Below are 23160 nucleotides of genomic sequence, written 5' to 3'. Positions count from 1 at the left end.
TCACTTACTCAAGCAAGAGCCCGGCGATTTCGATCGACCGACAACCGCGAATTCCTCCTCTGAGAACCCACTATGTCCGCCACCGCGTCCATCATCCTTGTAGTCGAAGACGACGCCATCGTGCGCATGCTGATTGTCGATGTGCTGGAGGAGCTCGAGTTCAAAGTGCTCGAGGCCGATGGCAGCGAACAGGCGCTGGAGTTTCTCAACGATGAAGACCAGTACATCGATTTGATGATGACCGATGTGGGGCTGCCAATCATGGACGGTCGCGAATTGGCCACCCAGGCCCGGATGTTGCGCCCCGAGCTGCCCATTCTGTTTGCCAGCGGTTATGCCGAAAGCATGGATGTGCCCGAAGGTATGCACGTGATTGGTAAACCGTTTTCCATTGATCAGTTGCGCGACAAGGTCAAAGGCATGCTGGCCTGAGACAGCTGACTGGGCATCCTGGCCCCAGCACTTTTCTGCATAAACCGACGTAAGGCTGCATTTTTCGGTGTTTTTGGGCTCTGACCTGTCAAGTTTGACAGTAGAAAAGGCCGCCCGCCTGGCGTTTGATTGGACCGGTGATCCCACTCATAAGGAACCGAGTCCATGCCGAGTAGAACCGAACGCTACGCACGTTGTTTGAAAATCAGCGGTTTGTTGCTGATGCTCATCGCCGGATATGGTTGCCAGTCAGCCTCTTCCGACAATCCCCAGCACTGCTTTGAACAGAGCGGACAGGCGTTCAGCGAAGTATTGAGCTGCTATCGCAAAGCCGCAGCGACGCAACCGCTGCGCTATATCAGTAAGGGACAAGAGCCACAGCCCGGCGTCAATATCCGGCGCTTCGAGCTGAGGTCACAGTCCTGGAGCCAGAACGGTCAAGTCGCCCCGGCAGACTGGATTCACGGAGTCGACCTGTACATTCCCGACAACGTCAAGGGCACGCGCGCCGTGCTGGTCGCCAACGACGGCGTCAACAACCCTTTGCCCGGTGAGTCTCCGGGAGCACCTAATAACTTTTCGAAGGACACACTGCTCAATATTGCCCGGCAAACGGGTTTGATCGTAGTGGCTGTCAGCAATGTCCCTAATCAGTATTTGACCTACAGCGATGACGGCGTGGCGCGCACGGAAGATGGCAGCGTTGCCCACAGCTGGAAACTGTTCATGCAGGCCCCGGAACAGCAGCCCTTTATGTCGCTGCATGTGCCGATGATGGAAGCGCTGGTCAAGGCCATGGACCTGGCGCAAAAGGAAACGCCGCCAGGCCAGGTGGTGAGTTTTCTGGCCACCGGCGCATCGAAACGCGGTTGGGCGGTGTGGCTGTCCGCCCTTGCGGACTCCCGCGTCGATAGCATCGTGCCGTTTGTCATCGACGTCTTGAACACGGACAAAGTGTTCGACCAGACGTTTCTGGCCTACGGCGGTCACTGGCCTCTGGCGTACGCCGACTACCACTCGCAAGGTGTGATCGCCCAACGCAAGAGTGAGCCGTTCAAGAAGCTGATGCAGGTCGAAGATCCGATGACCTATCGCAATCTGCCCGGCTACAGCGACCGCTTGAAAATCCCGAAATACATCGTCAACGCCAGTGGCGATGACTTCTTCATCCCGGATGCTTCACGCCAGTATCTTATGGATCTGCCGGGTGACAATACACTTCGGGTCATTCCCAACTCCGCCCACGATGTGCGGGCGTTTGTTGAAGCGAACCTGATTCCTTATATCAAGCGGTGGCAGACCGGCAATACCGCACCGAGGTTAAAGGCACAGGAACAGCACCTAAATGCCACATCAACCAGGCTGCAGCTGACCTTGTCCGAAATGCCGATCAGATTGACCCAGTGGACAGCCCACAACCCGAAGGCACGGGACTTCCGGTACAACTGCGGCGTGCGCTATATCGCAGCACAATTGCCGGCCTCAACGGACGTCCAGACGACTCTTCGTGCTCCCACGGAGGGTTGGAGCGCAGAGTTCTTCGAAGCTGAGTACGCGGACGGCGTTGTCGAAACGACAATGGTCAAGGTGCTTCCGGATACGTATCCGGATAAGGCGCCACCCGCCGATGCGGCGTTTTGCAGAACGCTACCCGCCACCCAGGGTCAGTAAATCAAGACACGACAACCCTTTTGCTCCGTGGGGTTGTCGTGTTTCCTTGACTGCACGTAATTGGCAAACCGTTCTCCATTGATCAGTTGCGGAATAAAGTCAAATGCATCATTTAAAACCTCTTGCCAGTTATAGCGAAGAGGCCTTTGCACTCGAACAACATGACAACCCACTAACTCCGTCATTATTTCCGGACAGATGCAACACACACTTACATACGCCGACTTGTTATCACTCAAACATTAAAAGAGGATACCTCAAACATACAACCCAAAAATAAATGGATTTACCATGAGCATTACAAATACAACCAACACCTTTCAAAGATACTTATCAAGGCCTTCAGTTTATACCTCACCCCAAGATCACAACAGTCAAAAAGACAATATCGAACGCCTGGAGTTTCTCGACAAATTAAAGCGTCACGCGCAAGACAACAGTCATTCCATGGAAGTCAGCCTGGAAGGTACTTTTATCTCTCTGGAGTCTGGCTCATCGCTAGAAGAAACTCTCCAGCCCGCCAGAGTCATGTTGCGAAACATGGTCGAAAAAGCCTCTTTCAAAAACCTGTTGATGAAACTCCGGCTGTCCGAAGATTCACTGTTTGAAGTAACCGCCAAGGGGCAGGTCAAGGCACACCACGCTGGCAGAACCCAGAGTTTCGAGGGTGCGTTCAAACTGGCTCCGGATCTGAATGATGATCTTGTTGTATTGGTTGAAATGGCGCAATTGACCGGTGGCGTCGTCACCCTTGACGACCAGGTCGGCATGATTCAATGGTTGAGATTCCATCGTTACCTCCTCCCTCGGACGGTCATCGATGCCCAGAACCTGATTGCCTTCCTGGAACAGCGACATCCCGTCAGTCCGCCATTCGGCAACTATTGGGAAATGATACAGGCCGAAGAAAACAATCCGCTCACTGTGTCATCAGCACAGCGCAACCGGCTTCGAGCACTGATCAAGGAACACACCAAGGGCGAGTCATTATTGGAACTTCTGTCAGAGACTGTTCTGGGGGGACGATCCACTCCCTTCAAACGATCGGATGCGGAGTATTTTCTGAAAACGCTTGTTTCCAGCTCCATTGCTCTAATCTGGGCAAAAAGTTTTGTACGGGACCTGGATTGGTATGGTGCGCAAGATGATCAGCCCTTATCGGATGAATCTCTCCAGCAAATACTGTTGACCGCGCTACTGTTAGATCTCCATCCGATGGTCGGGGAGCAAGAACCGCGCAATCAAGTGGCCGGTTTCGATCTCTATGCGGCCCAACACATAGAGAAATCTTTCGCCAGTGTTCAAACGGAATTCGAAAGACATCTGATCAACCACCACCGGATCACTGAACAGAACGCGGCACTGGCCTCGCATTTAGTGCTCGCCGGCACCGCGCCGGAGTTTCTGGTCAAGGACTTGCCGCCTACTTTGCTATTAGGCACCCCGCAATGGGTTGATTACTGCCGGACCATCGCGGTGCAGGAAACCCTCTCACCGGGATCGTCGCGCTCAATGACCCATGCGCAAATACAACACCTGATGAAGTCTGACTCGGTTACCGAGTCGCAACAGGCACTCAATGCCTTGGCTGCTGTAGATCCAGTGATCGACTGGGCGTTGCTCAACAGTATCGTCACCCATGATGAAGTTAACCGGTCGGCCAAGGATTCACTTGAAGTGGCAGTGGCCGCTTACGCCCGCCATGCGAAAACCATTGCTGAAACGGCTGAAACGTTGTCTCGCCCGTTGCCGACCCGCAAGAGCGTCGCCCTGGACATCCTCAAGCAAGTCGCCAAAGGATGCACTTATCTTGAAGATGACGTCCTTCACCAAAAGAGCAATCGACCACTGGAAGACGCCTATGCCAACCCGTTTCTCATGTCCCCTGTAGACCTGCACATGTCCAACGACCTGCAGACAGGTGATTGGGACTTGAAGCATGGAGCGAGTATTTATACTGCGTTTCCAAAGATGCTCCCTAATCTGATTTCTCCGGATGGAGTGTTTTACCGTCAATTCAATCAAAACTATGTGTCACATGCGCAGGCCGTGAGTACGCATTTGAAACTGGCCCTTTCATCCTTGCCGCTTGTTGATCGGGCGCGGCTGCTGCGCGGACAAGTGACGATATTCTCTGTACGGCCTTCAGTCGCCACTCTTCATCCAATCACCCGCCTCCCCATGAATCCATTAGCGTCAACCCTTGACGTCATACTGAAAGTGCCGAATCGGGTTCCCATGGAGAGTCATAAAGACAAAGAGCAGGCCACCGGTCGTTACGGCGTGGTGATGTGTACCTACTTCGAAGGACGACTGAGTTGTTATGAGCTGTTCACCTTGCACGGAGTCTGCCGTGAAAACACGGAACTGGCCGAGCTGATCGAAAGGGAGAACCTGTTACATACAAGCCCCCGCGGCAGTGAAAAAAACCACACCCATCCAGCACCGGTGCATCAACTGCCCACGGACATCGAGTGCTACACCCATGGCGTCACACCTGGCCTCGTCAATACCAGTCGTGGCGTCATTGAAAAGATCGGTGAACTGTCAGCGCCCCCCCTGGCTTCGGACATTGAAAGCAAAGGCTATTACCAAAGTTTCTATTCAAGTGAATTCGAGTCGCTCGTAAACTTCGTGCTCAAGCACCGGCCAATCGCAACCTATGATGAGTTGGTAAAAGAATGTTGGGGGCAAACCCGGCTGGAGGCATTGCGCGCAGAACGCGAAGAAGGGTTGAACACGTTTCTCAATATTGTCGTACCGTTCAAATCATGCATCGAAGACATCAGTTCAGACGATCTGGATCGACAGTTCCAAGGAGTAGGTGCCTGCACTCTGGAAGCTGCGATGACACTTCTGTTGGTGGTCGGGGTTATCGCCAAGGTAGCCAGTCTTGCCGTCAGAAGCATGACCCTTGCAACGAAAGCCAGTGCCATGGCCAAGACTGGCTTGGGCCTGGCGAGCAGCTTGCTGAATCCGCTGGATGGCGTTACGGACTTGCTTATAGGTGGCGCAAAACTGTTGCGCAAAGGTTTTAACGGGAGTGTGGCAGTCTTGGAAAACGCCATTTCCGATCTTCGCCAGTTGACGGGGCAGACTCAATTCGAGCCATTGGCCAGAGCCGTCGATCCAGACATCATTCGGCTTGGAACCTGGCGCCCTGTGGAATCGTCGAAAGACCTTTTCAGGGTCTGGGGTATACGCCAGAACGACCATTGGTACGCACTCAACCGGCACGGTCAGCCATGGGGAGCGAAACTCAACAACTTCGAACCAACGAAAGTCTGGCATCTGCTCAAGCTGGATAAGCTGATGCCGGCATCCTACACCCGCAAACTGCTCAATGACGCGTTACCAGCCTCTAGAACAAAGATCGACGATGCTATCAAAGTCCTGACGGACGCATCACTTGATACCGACTCTGGGAAGGTTGTGAATCTGCTGTTAGGTGACAACTCCAGTCAAGGTCGAGGCAAACTTCTGACTCACCTGAACGAAGTAAAAAACGATATTGCAAAAGTCACACCCGACAACTTTATCCTGGACACCGCTCAGTCAGACAGCATCGCAAGCCTGAACCCGATCTGGTACAAAAAATGGGTAGGCGCCACCCCGAAGGACGCAGCCCAACAGAAGTTCATGCGCATCTATTCCCATAACTTCAATCAGCAGTTCCGTACCGAAGGCTATAGCCATAATGTACTCGCCGATGACATTGTTCATGAGTTGTTTCATGGAGCCCCTGACACAAGGGATCTCTCCTATGCCGGCCTTCCAAAATCCGGACGACAAGGTAACTATCAACGACTGGATGTTGCTCCGCTGATTAACCTGGCATCCGGCCACGGGCGTGATCGGGTTACGCAGGAAGTGATCGACAAGGCCGGTGCTTTCAATAATGCGGATTCGTTCGCACTGACCACATCACTGCTTAGCCAGTTATCGAAAGATCCAGTCATGTACCGGCGAAACATTGAGACGATGTCGAAGGCGCTCGAAAGAAACAACGGCTACATCGGCTGGGAGGTTCTTGTGGAGTTGAATCCGGTTTAAGCCACATGATCTGCCGCAGGGCGGGCCTGCGGCAGATTGGCTGAATGGAAACAACTGACTGTGGTTTAATTGCGCGCTTTTTCGACGCCCCGTGCCCGCATCAAGGAATGCCCCATGAGTCAGCCCTCTTCCACCAAAGTCCTGATCATCGGTTACGTCTGGCCCGAGCCCCGCTCTTCAGCGGCCGGTGGGCACATGATGCAAATTCTCGAGACCTTCTTGCAGCAAGGCTGGGACATTACTTTCAGTAGCCCGGCCGGCACCGGTGAACACCGGGCAGACCTGGCGGTCCTGGGCATTCGCGAAGTCCCGATCGAATTGAACAACAGCAGTTTCGACACGTTCATCAGCGAACTGGCCCCGGATATCGTGCTGTTCGATCGGTTCATGATGGAAGAACAGTTCGGCTGGCGCGTCGAGAAGCACTGCCCCGATGCCTTGCGCGTGCTTGAGACCTCCGACCTGCAAAGCTTGCGAGATGCCCGCCATGAACGCCTCAAGGAGCGTTTGAAGGCGAGTGACGACGCCAATGACTTCAACGAGCTGTTCGCGCCGGCATTACGTGAAGAGTTTGAACTCATGGCCGAGACCGATCTGGCCAAACGGGAAATCGCAGCGATTTATCGTTGCGACCTGAATCTGATGATTTCTGAAGTAGAGATCGAGTTGCTGGTCGAGCAATTCAAGCTGCCGCGCCACTTGCTGCATTGGTGCCCGCTGATGGTCGATCTTCCGAGCGTGCCACCGGTTTCTTTTGAAGACCGCGCGCACTTTCTCAGCATCGGCAACTTCCGTCATGCGCCCAACTGGGATGCGGTGCTCTGGATGAAAACCACTATCTGGCCGCTGATCCGCGAACAACTGCCCAAGGCTCAATTGCACATTTACGGTGCTTACACACCGCCCAAAGCGACTGCGTTGCACAACCCCGGCCAGGGTTTTCATGTGATGAACTGGGCAGAAGATGCGTTGCAGGTCATGTCTGGCGCACGGATTTGTCTGGCCCCCCTACGCTTCGGTGCCGGAATCAAAGGCAAAATTGTCGACGCGATGCTGTGTGGCACACCCACGATCACAACGCCAATCGGCGCAGAAGCGATGCATGGCGAACATCTCTGGCCGGGGGCTGTGACCCGAACAGCACAGGCGTTCGCCGATGGCGCGGTTCAGCTGTACAAGGATGAGGCTCTATGGACGGACGCCCAATCCCAAGGGAAGACATTGCTGGCCGATCGTTATCGACAATCGGAACATGGTCCGGCGCTGATCGAAAAGTTGTTGTATTGCCAACAGCACCTGGCACAACTTAGAAGCGATAACTTTACGGGAAGCATGTTGCGTCATCATCACCATAAAAGTACGCAGTACATGGCGCAATGGATTGAAGCAAAGAATCGAAGCCCGCTATAACACCTGCCCCAACAACAAACATTTTGCATTACCACTGTATTGACCAGGTTCAACATCACCCCTATAAATACCCAGCCGAACTTTAACTTGATTAGTTGAGTTCGGCACAACTACTCACCCCTGACAAATCAATGCAAGGATGCATTAAATGGACAGCTTTGTTCAGAATAATTACACACTTAACAACTGGATGGCCGCTACTCCGGCAATTGATACATTGTCGCTCTGCGAATTGACGCTGCCAGGCACTCATAACGCGGGCAGCGACTGGAAAGCATCCTGGCCGCTGATTCCAGGCGCCCACTGGCTCGCCTGTCAGCACCAATCGTTTTATGCTCAGCTGAGACACGGTTCTCGAGCACTCGATATCCGTTTAATGTACGACGCTGACGCGCAGGGACTCGGGAAATTCTGCATTCATCACAACGGTTACCGCAATGGTCGTACCTTGGGGAACCTTTTATTTGACGTGGAAGAATTTCTTCAAGAGAACCCCAACGAATTCATCATCCTGGACTTTCATGAACTGAAGAGGGATCAGTTTGATTTCACTTACTTCAACAGCGTAATAAAGCTCCTTATCGGCGATCGCATAATCCCCACCCAAAACCGGTCTCTGAGTCTTCGTGAACTCAAACAAATCAGCTCTATGCAAAGAATTTTAGTCGCCGCCCCATGGCACAGTGCTCTTGATCGAAATGTATTTCACGAGCAGATCGCGCACAAATGGTCTGGCAGCGGTATCACCAATGCCGCTGATTTGAAACAGCACATTATTAATGTGCTGAAATACCCGCCGGGCACAGGGGCACCGTGGTCGCTTTCCGCCACCAGTTACAGCGCTCTCGGCGGCCCTGTGGATATTCATAACGAGCTTAATTTCTGGTTCGATCCGAATAAAAGCGATTGGGCATCAAAGTGCAACATCATCAATGTCGATTTTATTGAAGAATCCAACATTGTCTCTTACTGCCGAACGGTAAACCTGACGAAAGCGAGCAAGCGAAATTAACCATCTTTCGCGCGCGATGGGGTCACCCGTTAGCGATAGTCGTGGCAGGCTGGCACAGCAGGCGCCAAAAGAGGCATGATCGGATAGCGATAACAAGAAAAGCGTCCTGACATGACCCGAACAGCCCGCGTGACAGACCCCTCCTACGAACTGATGGACGACCACAACGGGTTGTCCATCATCTACCGCCAGCACGGTTTTCCTTGCCCGTTGGTGCGCTGGCATTTCCACAAGGAATACGAGCTGCACCTGATCGTCGCCAGCTCCGGCAAAGTGTTCATCGGTGACTACATCGGTAATTTCTATCCGGAATCGCTGTTTCTCACCGGCCCCAACCTGCCCCACAACTGGATCAGCCAGGTGGCCGAAGACGAAGTGGTGCCCAAGCGCGACATGCTGGTCAATTTCACGGACGAGTTGTTCGACAGCGGCCACGTGGTGTTTGCCGAGCTTAAGGCGCTGGCGCCGCTGTTGGAGCGCGCCCAGTACGGCATCGAGTTTCGCTGCAAGCGCACCATCCGCCAGGCCATGACCTTGATGCAGCGCATTGCCGACACCCAGGGCGTGACGCGCCTCGGGCACTTTTTCATCTTGCTGGAGTTGCTGGCGGCCTCTGACGACTATCAACTGCTGTCTGGCGCCACGACGCCGCAATTGGCCGACGAGCACAACATCGATCGCACCAACCGGGCGGTGGATTACATCTTCGCGCATTACGCCCGTGAACTGCCGCTGGAAGAAGTCGCCGAGCACTTGGGCATGAAGCCGACCTATTTCAGTCGAGTGTTCAAGCAAGCCACTGGCCGCTGCTTCATCGAGTTCGTCAATCGCCTGCGCATCAGCAAATCCTGCGAGCTGCTGGCCGATGGCAACAAGCCGGTAACCGACGTGTGTTTCGAGTCGGGCTTCAACAATATTTCCAACTTCAATCGGCGCTTTCAGCAGCTCAAGGGCATGACGCCGTCGCATTACCGGCGGTTGGCGGTGCAGCGGTTGACCGAACAAAACCTTGGTTAATCACAAATCCCTGTGGGAGCGAGCCTGCTCGCGAAAGCGGTGGATCATTCCACATTAATGTTGACTGACACGACGCCATCGCGAGCAGGCTCGCTCCCACAGGTTAAGACCTGTTTTCGCACTGAAAACCTGTACGGATTCAATAGGCGTCAACAGCTGAAAAGCCGTTCCCTGCACCTCTCCTCTCAAAACCCAGTGCAAAATAGTATCGATCGAAGTGCGATGGATGATTTGTCACGTCATCAATTGAAGGCTGTAATCAGTGCACATTCTTCCTGCCGTCGGAAGACACAAAAACAATAACTGTCCTTCTGTACCCGCCGGGTGCAGAAAAGGAGTGCACGATGCAACCTTCTGTAAAAGCTCTGCTTGCCCTCACCTGCATGACCCTCAGCAGCGTCAGCCTCGGCGCCCAGACCCTGACCATTGCCACCGTCAACAACAGCGACATGATCCGCATGCAAAAACTCTCGAAAACCTTCGAGGCCGAGCATCCGGACATCAAGCTCAATTGGGTGGTGCTGGAAGAAAACGTCCTGCGCCAACGCCTGACCACCGACATTGCCACTCAGGGCGGACAGTTCGATGTGTTGACCATCGGCATGTACGAAGCTGCACTCTGGGGCGCCAAGGGCTGGCTGGAGCCGATGAAGGATTTGCCGGCGTCTTATGCCCTCGACGACGTCTTCCCGTCGGTGCGTGAAGGCCTGTCGGTCAAGGGTTCGCTGTATGCCCTGCCGTTCTACGCTGAAAGCTCCATCACCTATTACCGCACCGATCTGTTCAAGGACGCCGGGCTGACCATGCCCGAGCACCCGACCTGGACCCAGATCAGCGAATTCGCCAGCAAACTCACCAACAAGGATAAAGAACAGTACGGCATCTGCCTGCGCGGCAAGGCCGGCTGGGGTGAGAACATGGCGCTGATCACCACCGTCGCCAATGCCTATGGTGCGCGCTGGTTTGATGAGCAGTGGCAGCCGGAATTCACCGGCCCCGAGTGGAAAAACGCGCTGAATTTCTACGTCGACACCATGAAAAAATCCGGCCCGCCGGGTGCGTCGAGCAACGGTTTCAACGAAAACCTGGCGCTGTTCAACAGCGGCAAATGCGCGATCTGGGTGGATGCCAGCGTGGCCGGCTCCTTCGTCACCGACAAGACCCAAAGCAAGGTCAGCGACCACGTCGGCTTCACCTACGCACCGCACGAGACCACCGACAAGGGCTCGGCCTGGTTGTATTCCTGGGCGCTGGCAATTCCCACCAGTTCCAAGGCCAAGGACGCGGCGAAGACCTTCAGCGCCTGGGCCACTTCCAAGGAATACGGTGCGTTGGTTGCCGAGAAAGACGGCATCGCCAACGTGCCGCCAGGTACTCGCGCTTCGACGTACAGCGATGAGTACATGAAGGCTGCGCCGTTCGCCAAGGCGACCCTTGAATCGCTGAAAGCCGCGGACCCGAGCAAGCCGACCCTCAAGCCCGTGCCGTACATCGGCATCCAGTTGGTGACCATTCCTGAGTTCCAGGCCGTGGGCACCCAGGTCGGCAAATTGTTCTCGGCAGCGCTGATCGGCCAGACCACGGTCGACCAGGCCCTGACCGCTGCCCAGTCAACCACCGAACGTGAAATGAAGCGCGCCGGTTACCCCAAGTAACCCGGCACTACCTGTAGGAGCAAGGCTTGCCCGCGATTGTCGCGACGCGGTCTGTCAGATGAACCGCATCATCGTTCATCGCGAGCAAGCTTTGCTCCTACAGGGGACTCACCGCTCTTTTGCTCATGTTCCCAATCGGTTCTATCGCCATGAATATTTCAACTGCCAAAGCTCACATGGACATTCCCCAACCGGTGCGTAAAAGCCGGTTGGCCAACCCCGGCTGGTTTCTGGTCAGCCCCTCGGTGGCGTTGTTGCTGCTGTGGATGATCGTGCCGCTGGGCATGACCGTTTACTTTTCGCTGATCCGCTACAACCTGCTGTACCCCGGCGAGAACGCGTTCGTCGGGCTGGAGAACTTCAGCTACTTCCTCAGCGACTCGGGCTTTCTGCCCGGCGCCACCAACACCTTGTTGCTGGTCGGCAGCGTGCTGCTGATCAGCGTGGTGTTCGGCGTGTTGATCAGTGCGCTGCTGGAGGCCAGTGAGTTTCTCGGTCGCGGCATCGTGCGGGTGATGCTGATCTCGCCGTTTTTCATCATGCCCACCGTCGGGGCGCTGATCTGGAAGAACCTGATTTTCCATCCGGTGTCGGGGATCCTCGCCTACGTCTGGAAACTGTTCGGCGCGCAGCCGGTGGACTGGCTGGCGCACTACCCGCTGCTGTCGATCATCATCATCGTGTCCTGGCAATGGCTGCCGTTCGCGATCCTGATCCTGATGACCGCCATGCAGTCCCTCGACCAGGAACAGAAGGAAGCCGCGCGCCTCGACAGTGCCGGGCCGATCGCGATCTTCTGGCACCTGACCTTGCCGCACCTGGCCCGGCCGATTGCGGTGGTGGTGATGATCGAAACCATCTTCCTGCTCTCGGTGTTCGCCGAAATCTTCACCACCACCAACGGCGGCCCCGGCTACGCCTCGACCAACCTCGCCTACCTGATCTACAACCAGGCGCTGGTGCAGTTCGACGTCGGCATGGCGTCCGCCGGTGGCTTGATCGCGGTGGTGATCGCCAACATCGCGGCCATCGTGCTGGTGCGCATGATCGGCAAAAACCTGACAGACAAAGCCTGAGGCCTGCGCCATGACCCTTCAACAATCCCGCCGCCTGCAAAGCCTGCTGCTCGGCACCCTGGCCTGGGCCATCGCGATCCTGATCTTCTTCCCGATCTTCTGGATGGTGATGACCAGTTTCAAAACCGAAATCGACGCGTTCGCCACGCCGCCGCAGTTCCTCTTCACGCCGACGCTGGAGAACTACCTGCACATCAATGAGCGCAGCGATTACTTCAGCTTCGCCTGGAACTCGGTGGTGATTTCGTTCAGCGCTACCGCCCTGTGCCTGCTGATCGCGGTGCCGGCGGCCTACTCGATGGCGTTCTACGAAACCCAGCGCACCAAAGGCACGCTGCTGTGGATGCTCTCCACCAAAATGCTGCCACCGGTGGGCGTGCTGATGCCGATCTACCTGCTGGCCAAGAGTTTCGGCCTGCTCGATACGCGCATCGCGCTGATCGTGATCTACACCCTGATCAACCTGCCGATCGTGGTCTGGATGATTTACACCTACTTCAAAGATATCCCGAAAGACATCCTCGAAGCCGCGCGCCTCGACGGTGCCACGCTGTGGCAGGAAATGGTCCGGGTGCTGCTGCCGATCGCCAAGGGCGGCCTGGCGTCCACGGTGCTGCTGTCGCTGATCCTGTGCTGGAACGAGGCGTTCTGGTCGCTGAACCTGACTTCGTCGAAAGCCGCGCCACTGACCGCGTTGATCGCCTCGTACTCAAGTCCCGAAGGGTTGTTCTGGGCCAAGTTGTCGGCGGTGTCGACCCTGGCCTGCGCGCCGATCCTGATCTTCGGCTGGATCAGCCAGAAACAATTGGTCCGCGGCCTGTCGTTCGGCGCCGTGAAATGAAAAATCAAAAGCAAAAGATCGCAGCCTGCGGCAGCTCCTACAGGGGCACCGCATCGGCCGGACGTTCCGTGTAGGAGCTGCCGAAGGCTGCGATCTTTTGATCTTAAAAAACAACAAGTGGAGGCCCATCATCATGGCCAACCTGAAAATCAAGAATCTGCAAAAAGGCTTCGAAGGCTTTTCCATCATCAAAGGCATCGACCTGGAAGTGAACGACCGCGAGTTCGTGGTATTCGTCGGCCCGTCGGGCTGCGGCAAATCCACCTTGCTGCGACTGATCGCCGGCCTGGAGGAGGTCACCAGTGGCACCATCGAACTCGATGGCCGCGACATCACCGAAGTCAGCCCGGCCAAGCGCGACCTGGCGATGGTGTTCCAGACCTATGCCCTGTACCCACACATGAGCGTGCGCAAAAACATGTCGTTTGCCCTTGACCTGGCGGGCGTACCGAAAGCCGAAGTCGAGAAGAAAGTCGGCGAAGCGGCGCGCATCCTCGAACTCGGGCCGATGCTCGAACGTAAACCGAAACAGTTGTCCGGCGGTCAGCGTCAACGCGTGGCCATCGGCCGGGCCATCGTGCGCAATCCGAAGATCTTCCTGTTCGACGAACCACTGTCCAACCTCGACGCCGCCCTGCGGGTGCAGATGCGCCTGGAACTGCTGCGCCTGCACAAAGAACTCAAAGCCACGATGATCTACGTGACCCACGACCAGGTCGAAGCCATGACCATGGCCGACAAAGTCGTGGTACTCAATGGCGGCAAAGTCGAACAAGTCGGCTCGCCACTGGATCTGTATCACCAGCCGGCCAACCTGTTCGTTGCCGGGTTCCTGGGCACGCCGAAAATGGGCTTCCTCAAGGGCAAAGTCACCCGCGTCGAAAGCCAGCGCTGCGAAGTGCTGCTGGACGCCGGCACCCGCATCACGTTGCCGCTGAGCGGCGCCAACCTGAGCGTCGGCGGCGCGGTGACCCTGGGCATTCGCCCGGAGCATCTGAATCTCGCGCAAACCGGCGATTGCACCTTGCAGGTCACCGCCGACGTCAGCGAACGCCTGGGCAGCGACACCTTCTGCCACGTGGTGACCTCGTCCGGCGAAGCGCTGACCATGCGCGTTCGCGGCGACCTGGCCAGCCGTTATGGCGAGTCGCTGAGCCTGCATCTGGACGCCGATCACTGCCATTTATTCGATGCCGACGGCGTGGCGCTGACCCGCCCGTTGCGCGCTGCGGCCTGATTTTAGAGAGCATGTGATGAAACTGAATAAACAGAACCTCAACCGCCTCGCCCCCGAGGTGGTCCTGCCCGCCTACGCCCTGAGCGACACCCGCCAAGGCATCGCGCACATCGGCGTTGGCGGTTTCCACCGGGCGCATCAGGCGTATTACACCGATGCGTTGATGAATACCGGCGAAGACCTCGACTGGGCGATTTGCGGCGTCGGCCTGCGCGCCGAAGACCGCCGCGCCCGGGACGATCTCAAAGAGCAGGATTACCTCTTCACCCTGTTCGAGTTGGGCGATACCGACGACACCGAAGTTCGGGTGATCGGCGCGATTCGCGACATGCTGTTGGCCGAAGACGGCGCGCAAGCGTTGATCGACAAACTCGCCAGCCCCGAGATTCGTATCGTTTCGCTGACCATTACCGAAGGCGGCTACTGCATCGACGACAGCACCGGCGAATTCATGGCCCAGCTGCCGCAAATCCAGCACGACCTGGCACACCCGAGCATGCCGAAAACCGTGTTCGGTTTTCTCTGCGCCGCGCTGGCCAAACGTCGTGCAGCCGGCACGCCCGCGTTCACCTTGATGTCCTGCGATAACCTGCCGCACAACGGCGCGGTCACTCGCAAAGCGTTACTGGCGTTCGCCGCCCTGCGCGATGCCGATCTGCGGGACTGGATCGCCAGCAATGTCAGTTTTCCGAGCGCGATGGTCGACCGCATCACGCCGATGACCAGCACCGAACACAAGCTGCAACTACACGATAAACACGCTATCGACGACGCCTGGCCGGTGGTCTGCGAACCCTTTGTGCAGTGGGTGCTGGAAGACAAGTTCGTCAACGGTCGGCCGGCCTGGGAAAAGGTCGGCGTGCAGTTCACTGATGACGTCACGCCTTATGAAGAGATGAAAATCAAACTGCTCAACGGCAGTCACCTCGCACTCACTTATCTGGGTTTTTTGAAGGGTTACCGCTTCGTTCACGAAACCATGAACGACCCGCTGTTCGTGCGCTACATGCGTGCCTATATGGACCTGGACGTGACCCCGCAACTGTCACCCGTGCCGGGGATTGACCTGACCGAGTACAAAAACACCCTGGAGGCGCGCTTCTCCAACCAGGCGATTGCCGATCAGCTGGAGCGCGTGTGTTCGGACGGTTCGTCGAAGTTTCCGAAGTTCACTGTGCCGACGATCAATCGATTGATCGCGGATGGACGAGAGACGACGCGCGCGGCATTGGTGGTGGCCGCTTGGGCCCTGTATTTGAAGGGCGTGGACGAGAATGGCGAGACCTACAGCATTCCTGATCCGCGGGCGGCGTTCTGTCAGGCGTTGGTGGCGGATGATGCGTTGATCACGCAGCGGTTGCTGGCAGTTGAGGAGATTTTTGGTACGGCGATCCCGCGTTCGCCCGAGTTTGTGGCGGCGTTTGAGTGGTGCTGTAACAGCTTGCGGGATGTGGGGGTGACGCGGACGTTGGAGCGGGTGTTGGCCTAGGTGGCTTGAGTGTCAGAGAGAACCACCCCTCACCCTAACCCTCTCCCCAGGGGGTAGAGGGGACTGACCGAGTTGCTCTTGGAGCTACATCGACCTGAAAAATCGAGTCGAACTCTGGCTTGAAAAGCACAAAGATCGGCCCCCTTTCCCCCTCTCCCCTCTGGGGAGAGGGCTGGGGTGAGGGGTGGTTTTCAGATTAACGTTACAAACCAGCAGGACCGCCCATGGCAAACCAACAACTATTCCTCGGCATCGACTGCGGCACCCAAGGCACCAAAGCCATCATCCTCGATGCCGTCAGCGGTCAGGTGCTCGGCCAGGGTGCCGCCTCCCACACGTTGATCAGTGGCGCCAATGGCCGCCGCGAGCAAGACACCTCGCAATGGCTGGAAGCCTTCGCCCTTGCCACCCGCCGTGCATTGCTGGCGGCGAATGTCGACGGTCAGCAGGTCCTCGGCATCGGAGTCTCCGGCCAGCAACACGGGCTGGTGCTGCTCGACGATCAGGGCCAGGTGCTGCGTCCGGCCAAACTCTGGTGTGACACCGAATCCACCCCGGAAAACGACCGTCTGCTCGCCCATCTGGGTGGCGAAAAAGGCTCGCTGGAACGCCTCGGCGTTGTGATCGCGCCGGGCTATACCGTCTCCAAACTGCTCTGGACCAAAGAACAACATCCGCAGATTTTCGCTCGCATCGCGCGCATCCTGCTACCCCACGACTACCTCAACTATTGGCTCACCGGCCGCAGTTGCAGTGAGTACGGCGACGCCTCGGGCACCGGGTATTTCAACGTGCGCAGCCGCCAATGGGACTTGCAGCTGCTGCGTGACATCGATCCCACCGGGCGACTGCAAGCCGCGCTGCCGGAGTTGATCGACGCTCATCAAGCGGTCGGCACGATCCTGCCGAGCATCGCCGAACACCTGGGCATCAACCCGCAGGCGCTGGTCTCCAGTGGCGGTGGCGACAACATGATGGGCGCCATCGGCACCGGCAATATCAAGCCCGGCGCAATCACCATGAGCCTCGGTTCATCGGGGACGGTGTACGCTTATGCCGACCAGCCGAAAGTCAGTCCGGACGCTTGCGTCGCAACGTTCTGCTCCTCCAGCGGTGGCTGGCTGCCGCTGATCTGTACCATGAACCTGACCAACGCGACCGGGGTGATTCGCGAGCTGTTCGAGCTGGATATCGAACAGTTCAACGACCTCGTCGCGCAAGCACCCATCGGTGCCGAAGGCGTGTGCATACTGCCGTTCCTCAACGGCGAGCGCGTCCCCGCCCTGCCCCATGCCACCGGCAGCCTCCTGGGCTTGACCATGACCAACCTGACCCAGGCCAACCTGTGCCGCGCGGTGGTCGAAGGCACGACCTTCGGTTTGCGTTATGGACTGGACCTGCTGCGCCAGAATGGCTTACAAAGCCGCAGCATTTGCCTGATCGGCGGCGGCTCAAAAAGCCCGGTGTGGCGGCAGATCGTCGCCGACATCATGAACACCCCAGTTATCTGCACCGAACAAAGCGAAGCCGCTGCCCTTGGCGCCGCGATTCAGGCAGCGTGGTGCAAGTCCTGGGAAAACGGGCATGAAGACAGCCTGGAGGATCTATGCGAACGCTGCGTAAAGCTCGATCCAGCCAGCGAAACCTTGCCGATCGCAGACAATGTGGCGGCCTGTCAGCAAGCCTACGAACGCTATCAACAGCATGTCGCAACCCTTTAAAGAGTGAATAACTATGTACTTGGTGTGTGGCGAAGCGCTGTTCGATTTCTTCAGTGAAGACGACGCCAGCGGCCTGGCTTCAAAAGTGAATTTCAAGGCGATTGCCGGCGGCTCGCCGTTCAACGTCGCGGTGGGTTTGCGTCGCTTGGGCGTGGACGCGGCGCTGTTTGCCGGCCTGTCCACCGACTATCTCGGTCGACGCTTGCAGCAGGTCCTGCAGGATGAAGGCGTGCGCCCGGATTACCTGGTGGATTTCGCTGCGCCTACCACCCTGGCAATGGTGGCCGTCGGTGCCAATGGTTCGCCGCATTACAGCTTCCGGGGTGAAGGCTGCGCGGATCGTCAGCTGAAAACCGAGCATCTGCCGGAACTGGGCCCTGAGGTACGCGGCTTGCACATCGGTTCGTTTTCGCTGGTGGTGCAACCGATTGCCGACACGCTGTTGGCATTGGTGCAACGGGAAAGCGGTAAACGCTTGATCAGCCTTGATCCCAACGTGCGGCTCAATCCTGAGCCGAATATCGACCTGTGGCGTTCGCGTATTGCCACCCTGGTTGAGCTGGCCGACCTGATCAAAGTCAGCGATGAGGATTTGAGCCTGTTGTACCCCGAGCAGGATCCGCAACGGGTAATTGAAGGCTGGCTGCAGCATCGCTGTCAGTTGGTGTTTCTGACCCGTGGTGGCGAGGGGGCGACGGTGTTCAGTCGTGCCCATGGCTCATGGTCGGTACCGGCGAGTTCAGTGAAAATTGCCGACACCGTGGGCGCTGGCGATACGTTCCAGGCGGCGTTGATTACCTGGCTGACCGAGCAGCAGCTGGATTCGGTTGAGGGTGTGCAGCAGCTGACTCGTGAGCAGATTGATGCAATGCTCAAGTTCGCAGTGCAGGCTGCGGCGCTGACCTGCAGCAAGACCGGACCTGATTTGCCATATCGCCAGCAACTCACCTGACACATCTGGCACACCTCCTGTAAGAGCTGCCGCAGGCTGCGATCTTTTGATTTTGGCCATTAAAAGCAAGATCAAAAGATCGCAGCCTGCGGCAGCTCCTACCGGTCATAACACCGAAAAGTTGTAACTTACAATCAACCGGGTCTCATCGACATCGCGGGCGAACTTCTCGTAGTTCGTCCGGTACGTCGCATTGCGCAACCGCAGGCTGACATCTTTGAACGTCCCGCTCTGCACCACGTACTTGAGTTCGCTGTCGCGCTCCCACTCCCTCCCTTCCTGATCACTGCCCAGCACTTTGATATGGTCACCGTTGACGTAACGGGTCAGGAAGCTCAGGCCATTGATGCCAATCGCTTTGAAGTCATAGTCATAACGCAGCTGCCACGAGCGCTCCTGCGCAGCGGCGAAGTCGTTGACCTGTACATAGTTGACCAGGTACGGATTGGTCCCATCCAGATACGGCATCGAATTGTCGCCGTTCATGCGCTGCCAACCGGCGCTGAAGGTGTGGCCGCTGATGGCGTAAGCGAGCATGCCACTCAGGGCACGGTTGTCGATGGAACCTGCACGAGCGGCACCGCTGTCGGCACTTTTGAGCAGTCGAAGGTCAGCCTTGAGCACGCCCTCGCCCAACGGCTGGTTGGCCAGCAAACCTACGAAGTGCTGACGGTAGATGTCTTCCAGCTCGGCGTAGTGATATTGGCCGGTCAGGCGCTCGTTGATCTTGTAGTCGAAGCCGTACATGTCGAAATGATCGGCGGTGACGTTGCAGGCATAGCGCTTGTTCTTGCAGTGCACGCGGATGTCCTGGGAATCGGTGGAATCCCGGGCGGTGTACTTGTCCAGCCGCGCCGCCATAAAGGTCAGGTCCTTGAGCTCTTTGGACGTGAGCATTGCGCCGTTGAACATGGTCGGTAGCAAACGACCGTCGTTGTACTTGAGCAACGGCACGTCAGGCAGCAGCGCGCCGTACTTCAACACACTTTGCGAGACGCGCACTTTGGCGGTCAGCCCCAGTTTCGTGTATTCGTCTTTCGACCCGCGCGGATCTTGCCCCGTGGACGGCAGCAAACCGCTGTTGCTGCTGTCGGCGCTGGAGTCGAGCTTGAGCCCCAACATGCCCAAGGCGTCGATCCCGAAACCGACGGTGCCTTCGGTGTAACCCGATTGCAGGTTGAGAATAAAACCTTGGGCCGACTCTTCACGCTTCGAAGCGCCCTGCTCGGTGGACGTGTGCCCATCCCGGAAGTCGCGATTGAAATACACCGTGCGCGACTCGAGTTTCGCCGTGGTGTCGTCGATAAAACCGCTCGCGAAAGCCGACTCGGTAAAACCGGCGCACAGGACTAAAGCGCCGAAGCCGAGTGACTGGCGCGCGGTGATGAGAGTAAAGGGGGGACGCATGAAAAAAAGCTCCAACAGTGCAGCGTTTGCGCAAGGCGCAATAAGCCAAAGAAATAGCCTTCGCCCCGGACAAGTAACTTGCCAGGATGAAGTGGACACAAAGAAGTGAGCGGCGATGATGGCAGAAGGCTGTTACGGGCTACAGACGACTTTAGTCGGTAAATGACGGTTCGTTTCCTTGAACGAGGCGCTTTAATCCTGCACCATCCGCCCCAGCTTATTCAAAGGACGGAATTAAAGGCATGCTGGACGCGAACGCAACCCATATTTCCCTGACGCTGGAAGGCGTTTCCGTTGACCTTCAGGTACTCAGCTTCGTCGGTCGCGAAACCCTCAACCAGCCGTTCTGCTTCGACATCGAACTGGTCAGCGCGCGCCCCGACCTGAAACTCGAAGAGTTGCTGCACAAGCCCGGCTGCCTGACCTTCGGCGCCACCGGCAAAGGCATCATCCACGGCTTGGTGTATCGCATCGAGCAAGGCGATTCCGGCAAAAGCCTGACCCGCTACAGCATCAGCCTGGTGCCGCAACTCGCCTACCTGCGCCACAACCATGACCAGCAGATATTCCAGCATTTAAGTGTGCCGAAGATCATCGCTCAGGTCCTCGAAGCGCGCGGCATCCTTGCTGATGCCTACAGCTTCCAGCTCGGCGCGATCTACCCGGAACGCGATTACTGCGTGCAGTACGACGAATCCGACCTGCATTTCATCCAGCGCCTGTGCGAAGAAGAAGGCATTCACTTCCACTTCCAGCACAGTGCCAGCGGCCACAAACTGGTGTTCGGCGATGACCAGACGGTGTTCCGCAAACTCGCGCCCGTGAGCTATCAGCAAGATTCCGGCATGGCCGCCGAGAAACCGGTGATCAAGCGCTTCAACCTGCGCCTGGAAACCCGCACCACCCGCGTCAGCCGTCGCGATTACGACTTCGAGAAACCGCGCATCCTGCCGGAGGGCTCCGCCAAAAGCACATTCGCCCCGGACCTGGAAGACTACGACTACCCCGGCCGCTTCACCGACCGCGAGCGCGGCAAGCAACTGGCAACCCGCGCCCTGGAACGCCATCGCAGCGACTACAAACTGGCCGAAGGCAAAGGCGACGAGCCCACCCTCGTCAGCGGCCACTTCATGGCCCTGAGCGAGCACCCGCGCGCCGAGTGGAACGACCTCTGGCTGCTGCTGGAAGTGCAACACGAAGGCAAACAGCCGCAAGTGCTCGGCGCAAACGTCACCAGCGACGTCACCCAGAACAAAGACGATTTCCACCAGGGCTACCGCAACCGCTTCCTCGCCACCCCGTGGGACGCGCACTTCCGCCCTGCCCTCGAACACCCGAAACCCAAAGTCCTCGGCAGCCAGACCGCCATCGTCACCGGCCCTGCGGGTGAAGAAATCCATTGCGACGAATACGGTCGCGTCAAAGTCCAGTTCCACTGGGACCGCGAAGGCCAGGCCGACGACAAGACCAGTTGCTGGCTGCGCGTCGCCACCGGCTGGGCCGGCAGTGCCTACGGCGGCATCGCCATCCCGCGCATCGGCATGGAAGTGCTGGTGTCGTTTATGGAAGGCGACCCCGACCAGCCACTGATCACCGGCTGCCTGTACCACAAGGAAAACGTCGTCCCCTACGACCTGCCGGCGAACAAGACCCGCAGCACCTTCAAAACCCTGAGCTCACCGGGCGGCAACGGTTACAACGAGTTTCGGATTGAAGACAAGAAAGGCGCAGAACAGATCTACCTGCACGCCCAGCGCGATTGGGATGAAAACATTGAGCATGACCAGAAGATTCGCGTCGGCAACGAGCGACACGACACCGTTGAGGCCAATGTTTTAAGCGAATTCAAGGTTGAAGAACATCGCATCACCCACCTCGACCGCAAGACTGAAACCCGGGCGGATGATCACCTCACCGTTGGCGTGACTCAGCATGTAAAGGTTGGGACCGCGCAGTTTGTCGAGGCTGGGCAGGAGATTCACTACAACGCAGGGGAAAAAGTTGTGGTTGAGGGCGGCATGGAGCTCACGGCCAAGGCTGGCGGGAGCTTTGTGAAGGTGGATGCCGGGGGCGTAACGATTAGTGGTGCGCAGGTCAAGGTTAACTCGGGCGGTGGGCCGGGCTCGGGGACGCCTGCTGCGCCGTTGTTGCCGGGGCCGATGAAGGTCGCGGATGCGGATAAGGCCGGCAAAGTCCCGATACCGCTGCCAAAACGCCTGAACGAGTCCGGCATCACGCCGTTGTGCGGCAAACAAAGCAACGGCGCCTGCAGCCGTAAGGATTGCACATGCATGTAAAAGCGTTGAACGCCCTCCTCGCCGAACCCCGCCATTCGTTCGAGCAACTGCCGAGAGAACCGTCGAGCCAGACACTGTGCTTCATCATCGACCGCACCCGCCAGCCTGAGGCCATGAGCCGCCTCTACCGCGTCGGCGAACCGATGAACTCCCAAGGCTTGTTCATCGGCACCGATTTCGCCGAGATCGCCGCTGACGGCCCCTTGTGGCTCAACGCACCATGGGGCAGTCGCCTGGCCGCCGAAGCCGCAAAGCTTTGTGAGGAAAATTTTTCCGGCATCGCCCTGACCACTGACGACCCAGCCAAAGCACTAGCCCATGCGCGCTGGCTGTTACGCGCCAATGACGGCTCCGGCGGACAAAGCCTGCTGAGCTATCACAAGCCAAGCCTGTGGGCCGCACTGGCCTATACCGCTGGCGAAACCTCGCACCAGCTCTTCGGTCCGTGGCATCTCGTCTACACCCCTGCGCCGACTCATTTCGGTGCTGGCAACGGTAATTGGTTGAGCTGGCGCCCGGTCTCGGAACTCGACTGGCTGGGCGACGCCTCAGCGTTCAACATCCCGGACGATGCACCAAAGGTTCAAGAGCGATTGGGCTGGGTCTACTGGGTCGATGAGCAATACGCCGCATTTGGCGAGCCGACTGACGAAGAGCTGCCCAACGTCGCGGAAAACCTTGATGTGCTGGTCAATCACAACATCTACGAAGGCCGGCATTTGCTCAAACTGGCCAACATCGCCAATGGCCCGCGGCTCGAAACACAGCCCCAGGCCATGGCCATCCTGCAATCCAGGGAAGAGTCGTTCATCAAGGTTGAACAGCTGAAGCAACTCGCTACCAGCGCCGCCTGATGAACCCGTCCGCGTAACGAATGAATGGAAGCATTT

At 57.4% G+C, this 23160-nt stretch carries 16 protein-coding genes; 15 read left to right on the top strand and 1 reads right to left on the bottom strand.

From position 1 onward, the window contains the following. The first annotated feature begins 72 nt into the window (after nucleotides 1-72). From PMI27_RS22675 to PMI27_RS22735, 13 genes are all read left to right on the top strand, one after another. A complete protein-coding gene (locus PMI27_RS22675; protein ID WP_008146947.1) occupies nucleotides 73-432 on the top strand; it encodes a response regulator in 360 nt (119 codons plus the stop codon). Between the two features lie 198 nt (nucleotides 433-630). Beyond that, on the top strand, nucleotides 631-2103 hold the full coding sequence (locus PMI27_RS22680) for a PhoPQ-activated protein PqaA family protein (protein WP_238545886.1): 1473 nt from the start codon (nucleotides 631-633) through the stop codon (nucleotides 2101-2103). 291 nt (nucleotides 2104-2394) lie between these two features. After that, nucleotides 2395-6156: a hypothetical protein gene (locus tag PMI27_RS22685; RefSeq protein ID WP_008146944.1), complete on the top strand. Its 3762-nt coding sequence runs from the start codon at nucleotides 2395-2397 to the stop codon at nucleotides 6154-6156. Between the two features lie 114 nt (nucleotides 6157-6270). Beyond that, entirely contained in the window at nucleotides 6271-7566 is a 1296-nt protein-coding gene (locus PMI27_RS22690; RefSeq protein WP_008146942.1) for a glycosyltransferase, read from the top strand. Between the two features lie 148 nt (nucleotides 7567-7714). Continuing rightward, nucleotides 7715-8578 (top strand): hypothetical protein, encoded by an 864-nt coding sequence (locus PMI27_RS22695; RefSeq protein WP_008146941.1) that lies wholly within the window; start codon nucleotides 7715-7717, stop codon nucleotides 8576-8578. Nucleotides 8579-8689: 111 nt separating this feature from the next. Next, the gene (locus tag PMI27_RS22700; RefSeq protein ID WP_008146938.1) at nucleotides 8690-9595 is read left to right on the top strand and encodes an AraC family transcriptional regulator; all 906 of its coding nucleotides are present in this window, start codon (nucleotides 8690-8692) and stop codon (nucleotides 9593-9595) included. Nucleotides 9596-9939: 344 nt separating this feature from the next. Continuing rightward, entirely contained in the window at nucleotides 9940-11250 is a 1311-nt protein-coding gene (locus tag PMI27_RS22705; protein WP_008146936.1) for an ABC transporter substrate-binding protein, read from the top strand. 149 nt (nucleotides 11251-11399) lie between these two features. After that, nucleotides 11400-12326 (top strand): ABC transporter permease subunit, encoded by a 927-nt coding sequence (locus PMI27_RS22710; RefSeq protein ID WP_008153894.1) that lies wholly within the window; start codon nucleotides 11400-11402, stop codon nucleotides 12324-12326. 10 nt (nucleotides 12327-12336) lie between these two features. Continuing rightward, nucleotides 12337-13167 carry a carbohydrate ABC transporter permease gene (locus PMI27_RS22715; RefSeq protein WP_024164536.1) on the top strand — a complete coding sequence of 277 codons (831 nt, stop codon included), beginning with the start codon at nucleotides 12337-12339 and terminating at the stop codon, nucleotides 13165-13167. Between the two features lie 133 nt (nucleotides 13168-13300). Further along, complete coding sequence (locus PMI27_RS22720) at nucleotides 13301-14404, top strand: ABC transporter ATP-binding protein (RefSeq protein ID WP_024164535.1); 1104 nt, start codon at nucleotides 13301-13303, stop codon at nucleotides 14402-14404. A 16-nt stretch (nucleotides 14405-14420) separates the two neighbouring features. Next, a complete protein-coding gene (locus PMI27_RS22725; protein WP_008150005.1) occupies nucleotides 14421-15893 on the top strand; it encodes a mannitol dehydrogenase family protein in 1473 nt (490 codons plus the stop codon). Between the two features lie 224 nt (nucleotides 15894-16117). After that, nucleotides 16118-17614, top strand: coding sequence for a xylulokinase (gene xylB / locus PMI27_RS22730; protein ID WP_008150002.1), 1497 nt, complete (start codon nucleotides 16118-16120; stop codon nucleotides 17612-17614). 13 nt (nucleotides 17615-17627) lie between these two features. After that, entirely contained in the window at nucleotides 17628-18566 is a 939-nt protein-coding gene (locus tag PMI27_RS22735) for a carbohydrate kinase family protein (protein ID WP_008150000.1), read from the top strand. A gap of 105 nt (nucleotides 18567-18671) precedes the next feature. Here the strand turns inward: PMI27_RS22735 and PMI27_RS22740 are convergent, their stop codons facing one another. Beyond that, on the bottom strand, nucleotides 18672-19973 hold the full coding sequence (locus tag PMI27_RS22740) for an OprD family porin (protein WP_008149998.1): 1302 nt from the start codon (nucleotides 19971-19973) through the stop codon (nucleotides 18672-18674). Nucleotides 19974-20215: 242 nt separating this feature from the next. On the opposite strand from PMI27_RS22740, the gene PMI27_RS22745 reads away from it, so the two are divergent. Both PMI27_RS22745 and PMI27_RS22750 read left to right on the top strand, forming a co-directional pair. After that, on the top strand, nucleotides 20216-22270 hold the full coding sequence (locus PMI27_RS22745) for a type VI secretion system Vgr family protein (protein ID WP_008149995.1): 2055 nt from the start codon (nucleotides 20216-20218) through the stop codon (nucleotides 22268-22270). Then, entirely contained in the window at nucleotides 22261-23124 is an 864-nt protein-coding gene (locus PMI27_RS22750; protein ID WP_008149993.1) for a DUF4123 domain-containing protein, read from the top strand. The genes PMI27_RS22745 and PMI27_RS22750 overlap by 10 nt, the downstream gene beginning before the upstream one ends. Nucleotides 23125-23160 lie beyond the last annotated feature (36 nt).

This window comes from Pseudomonas sp. GM41(2012) (assembly GCF_000282315.2).
In the GTDB taxonomy this organism is placed as follows: Bacteria; Pseudomonadota; Gammaproteobacteria; order Pseudomonadales; family Pseudomonadaceae; genus Aquipseudomonas.
The sequence above is the reverse complement of the archived record's forward strand: the minus strand, read 5'-3'. Positions and strand labels throughout refer to the sequence as shown.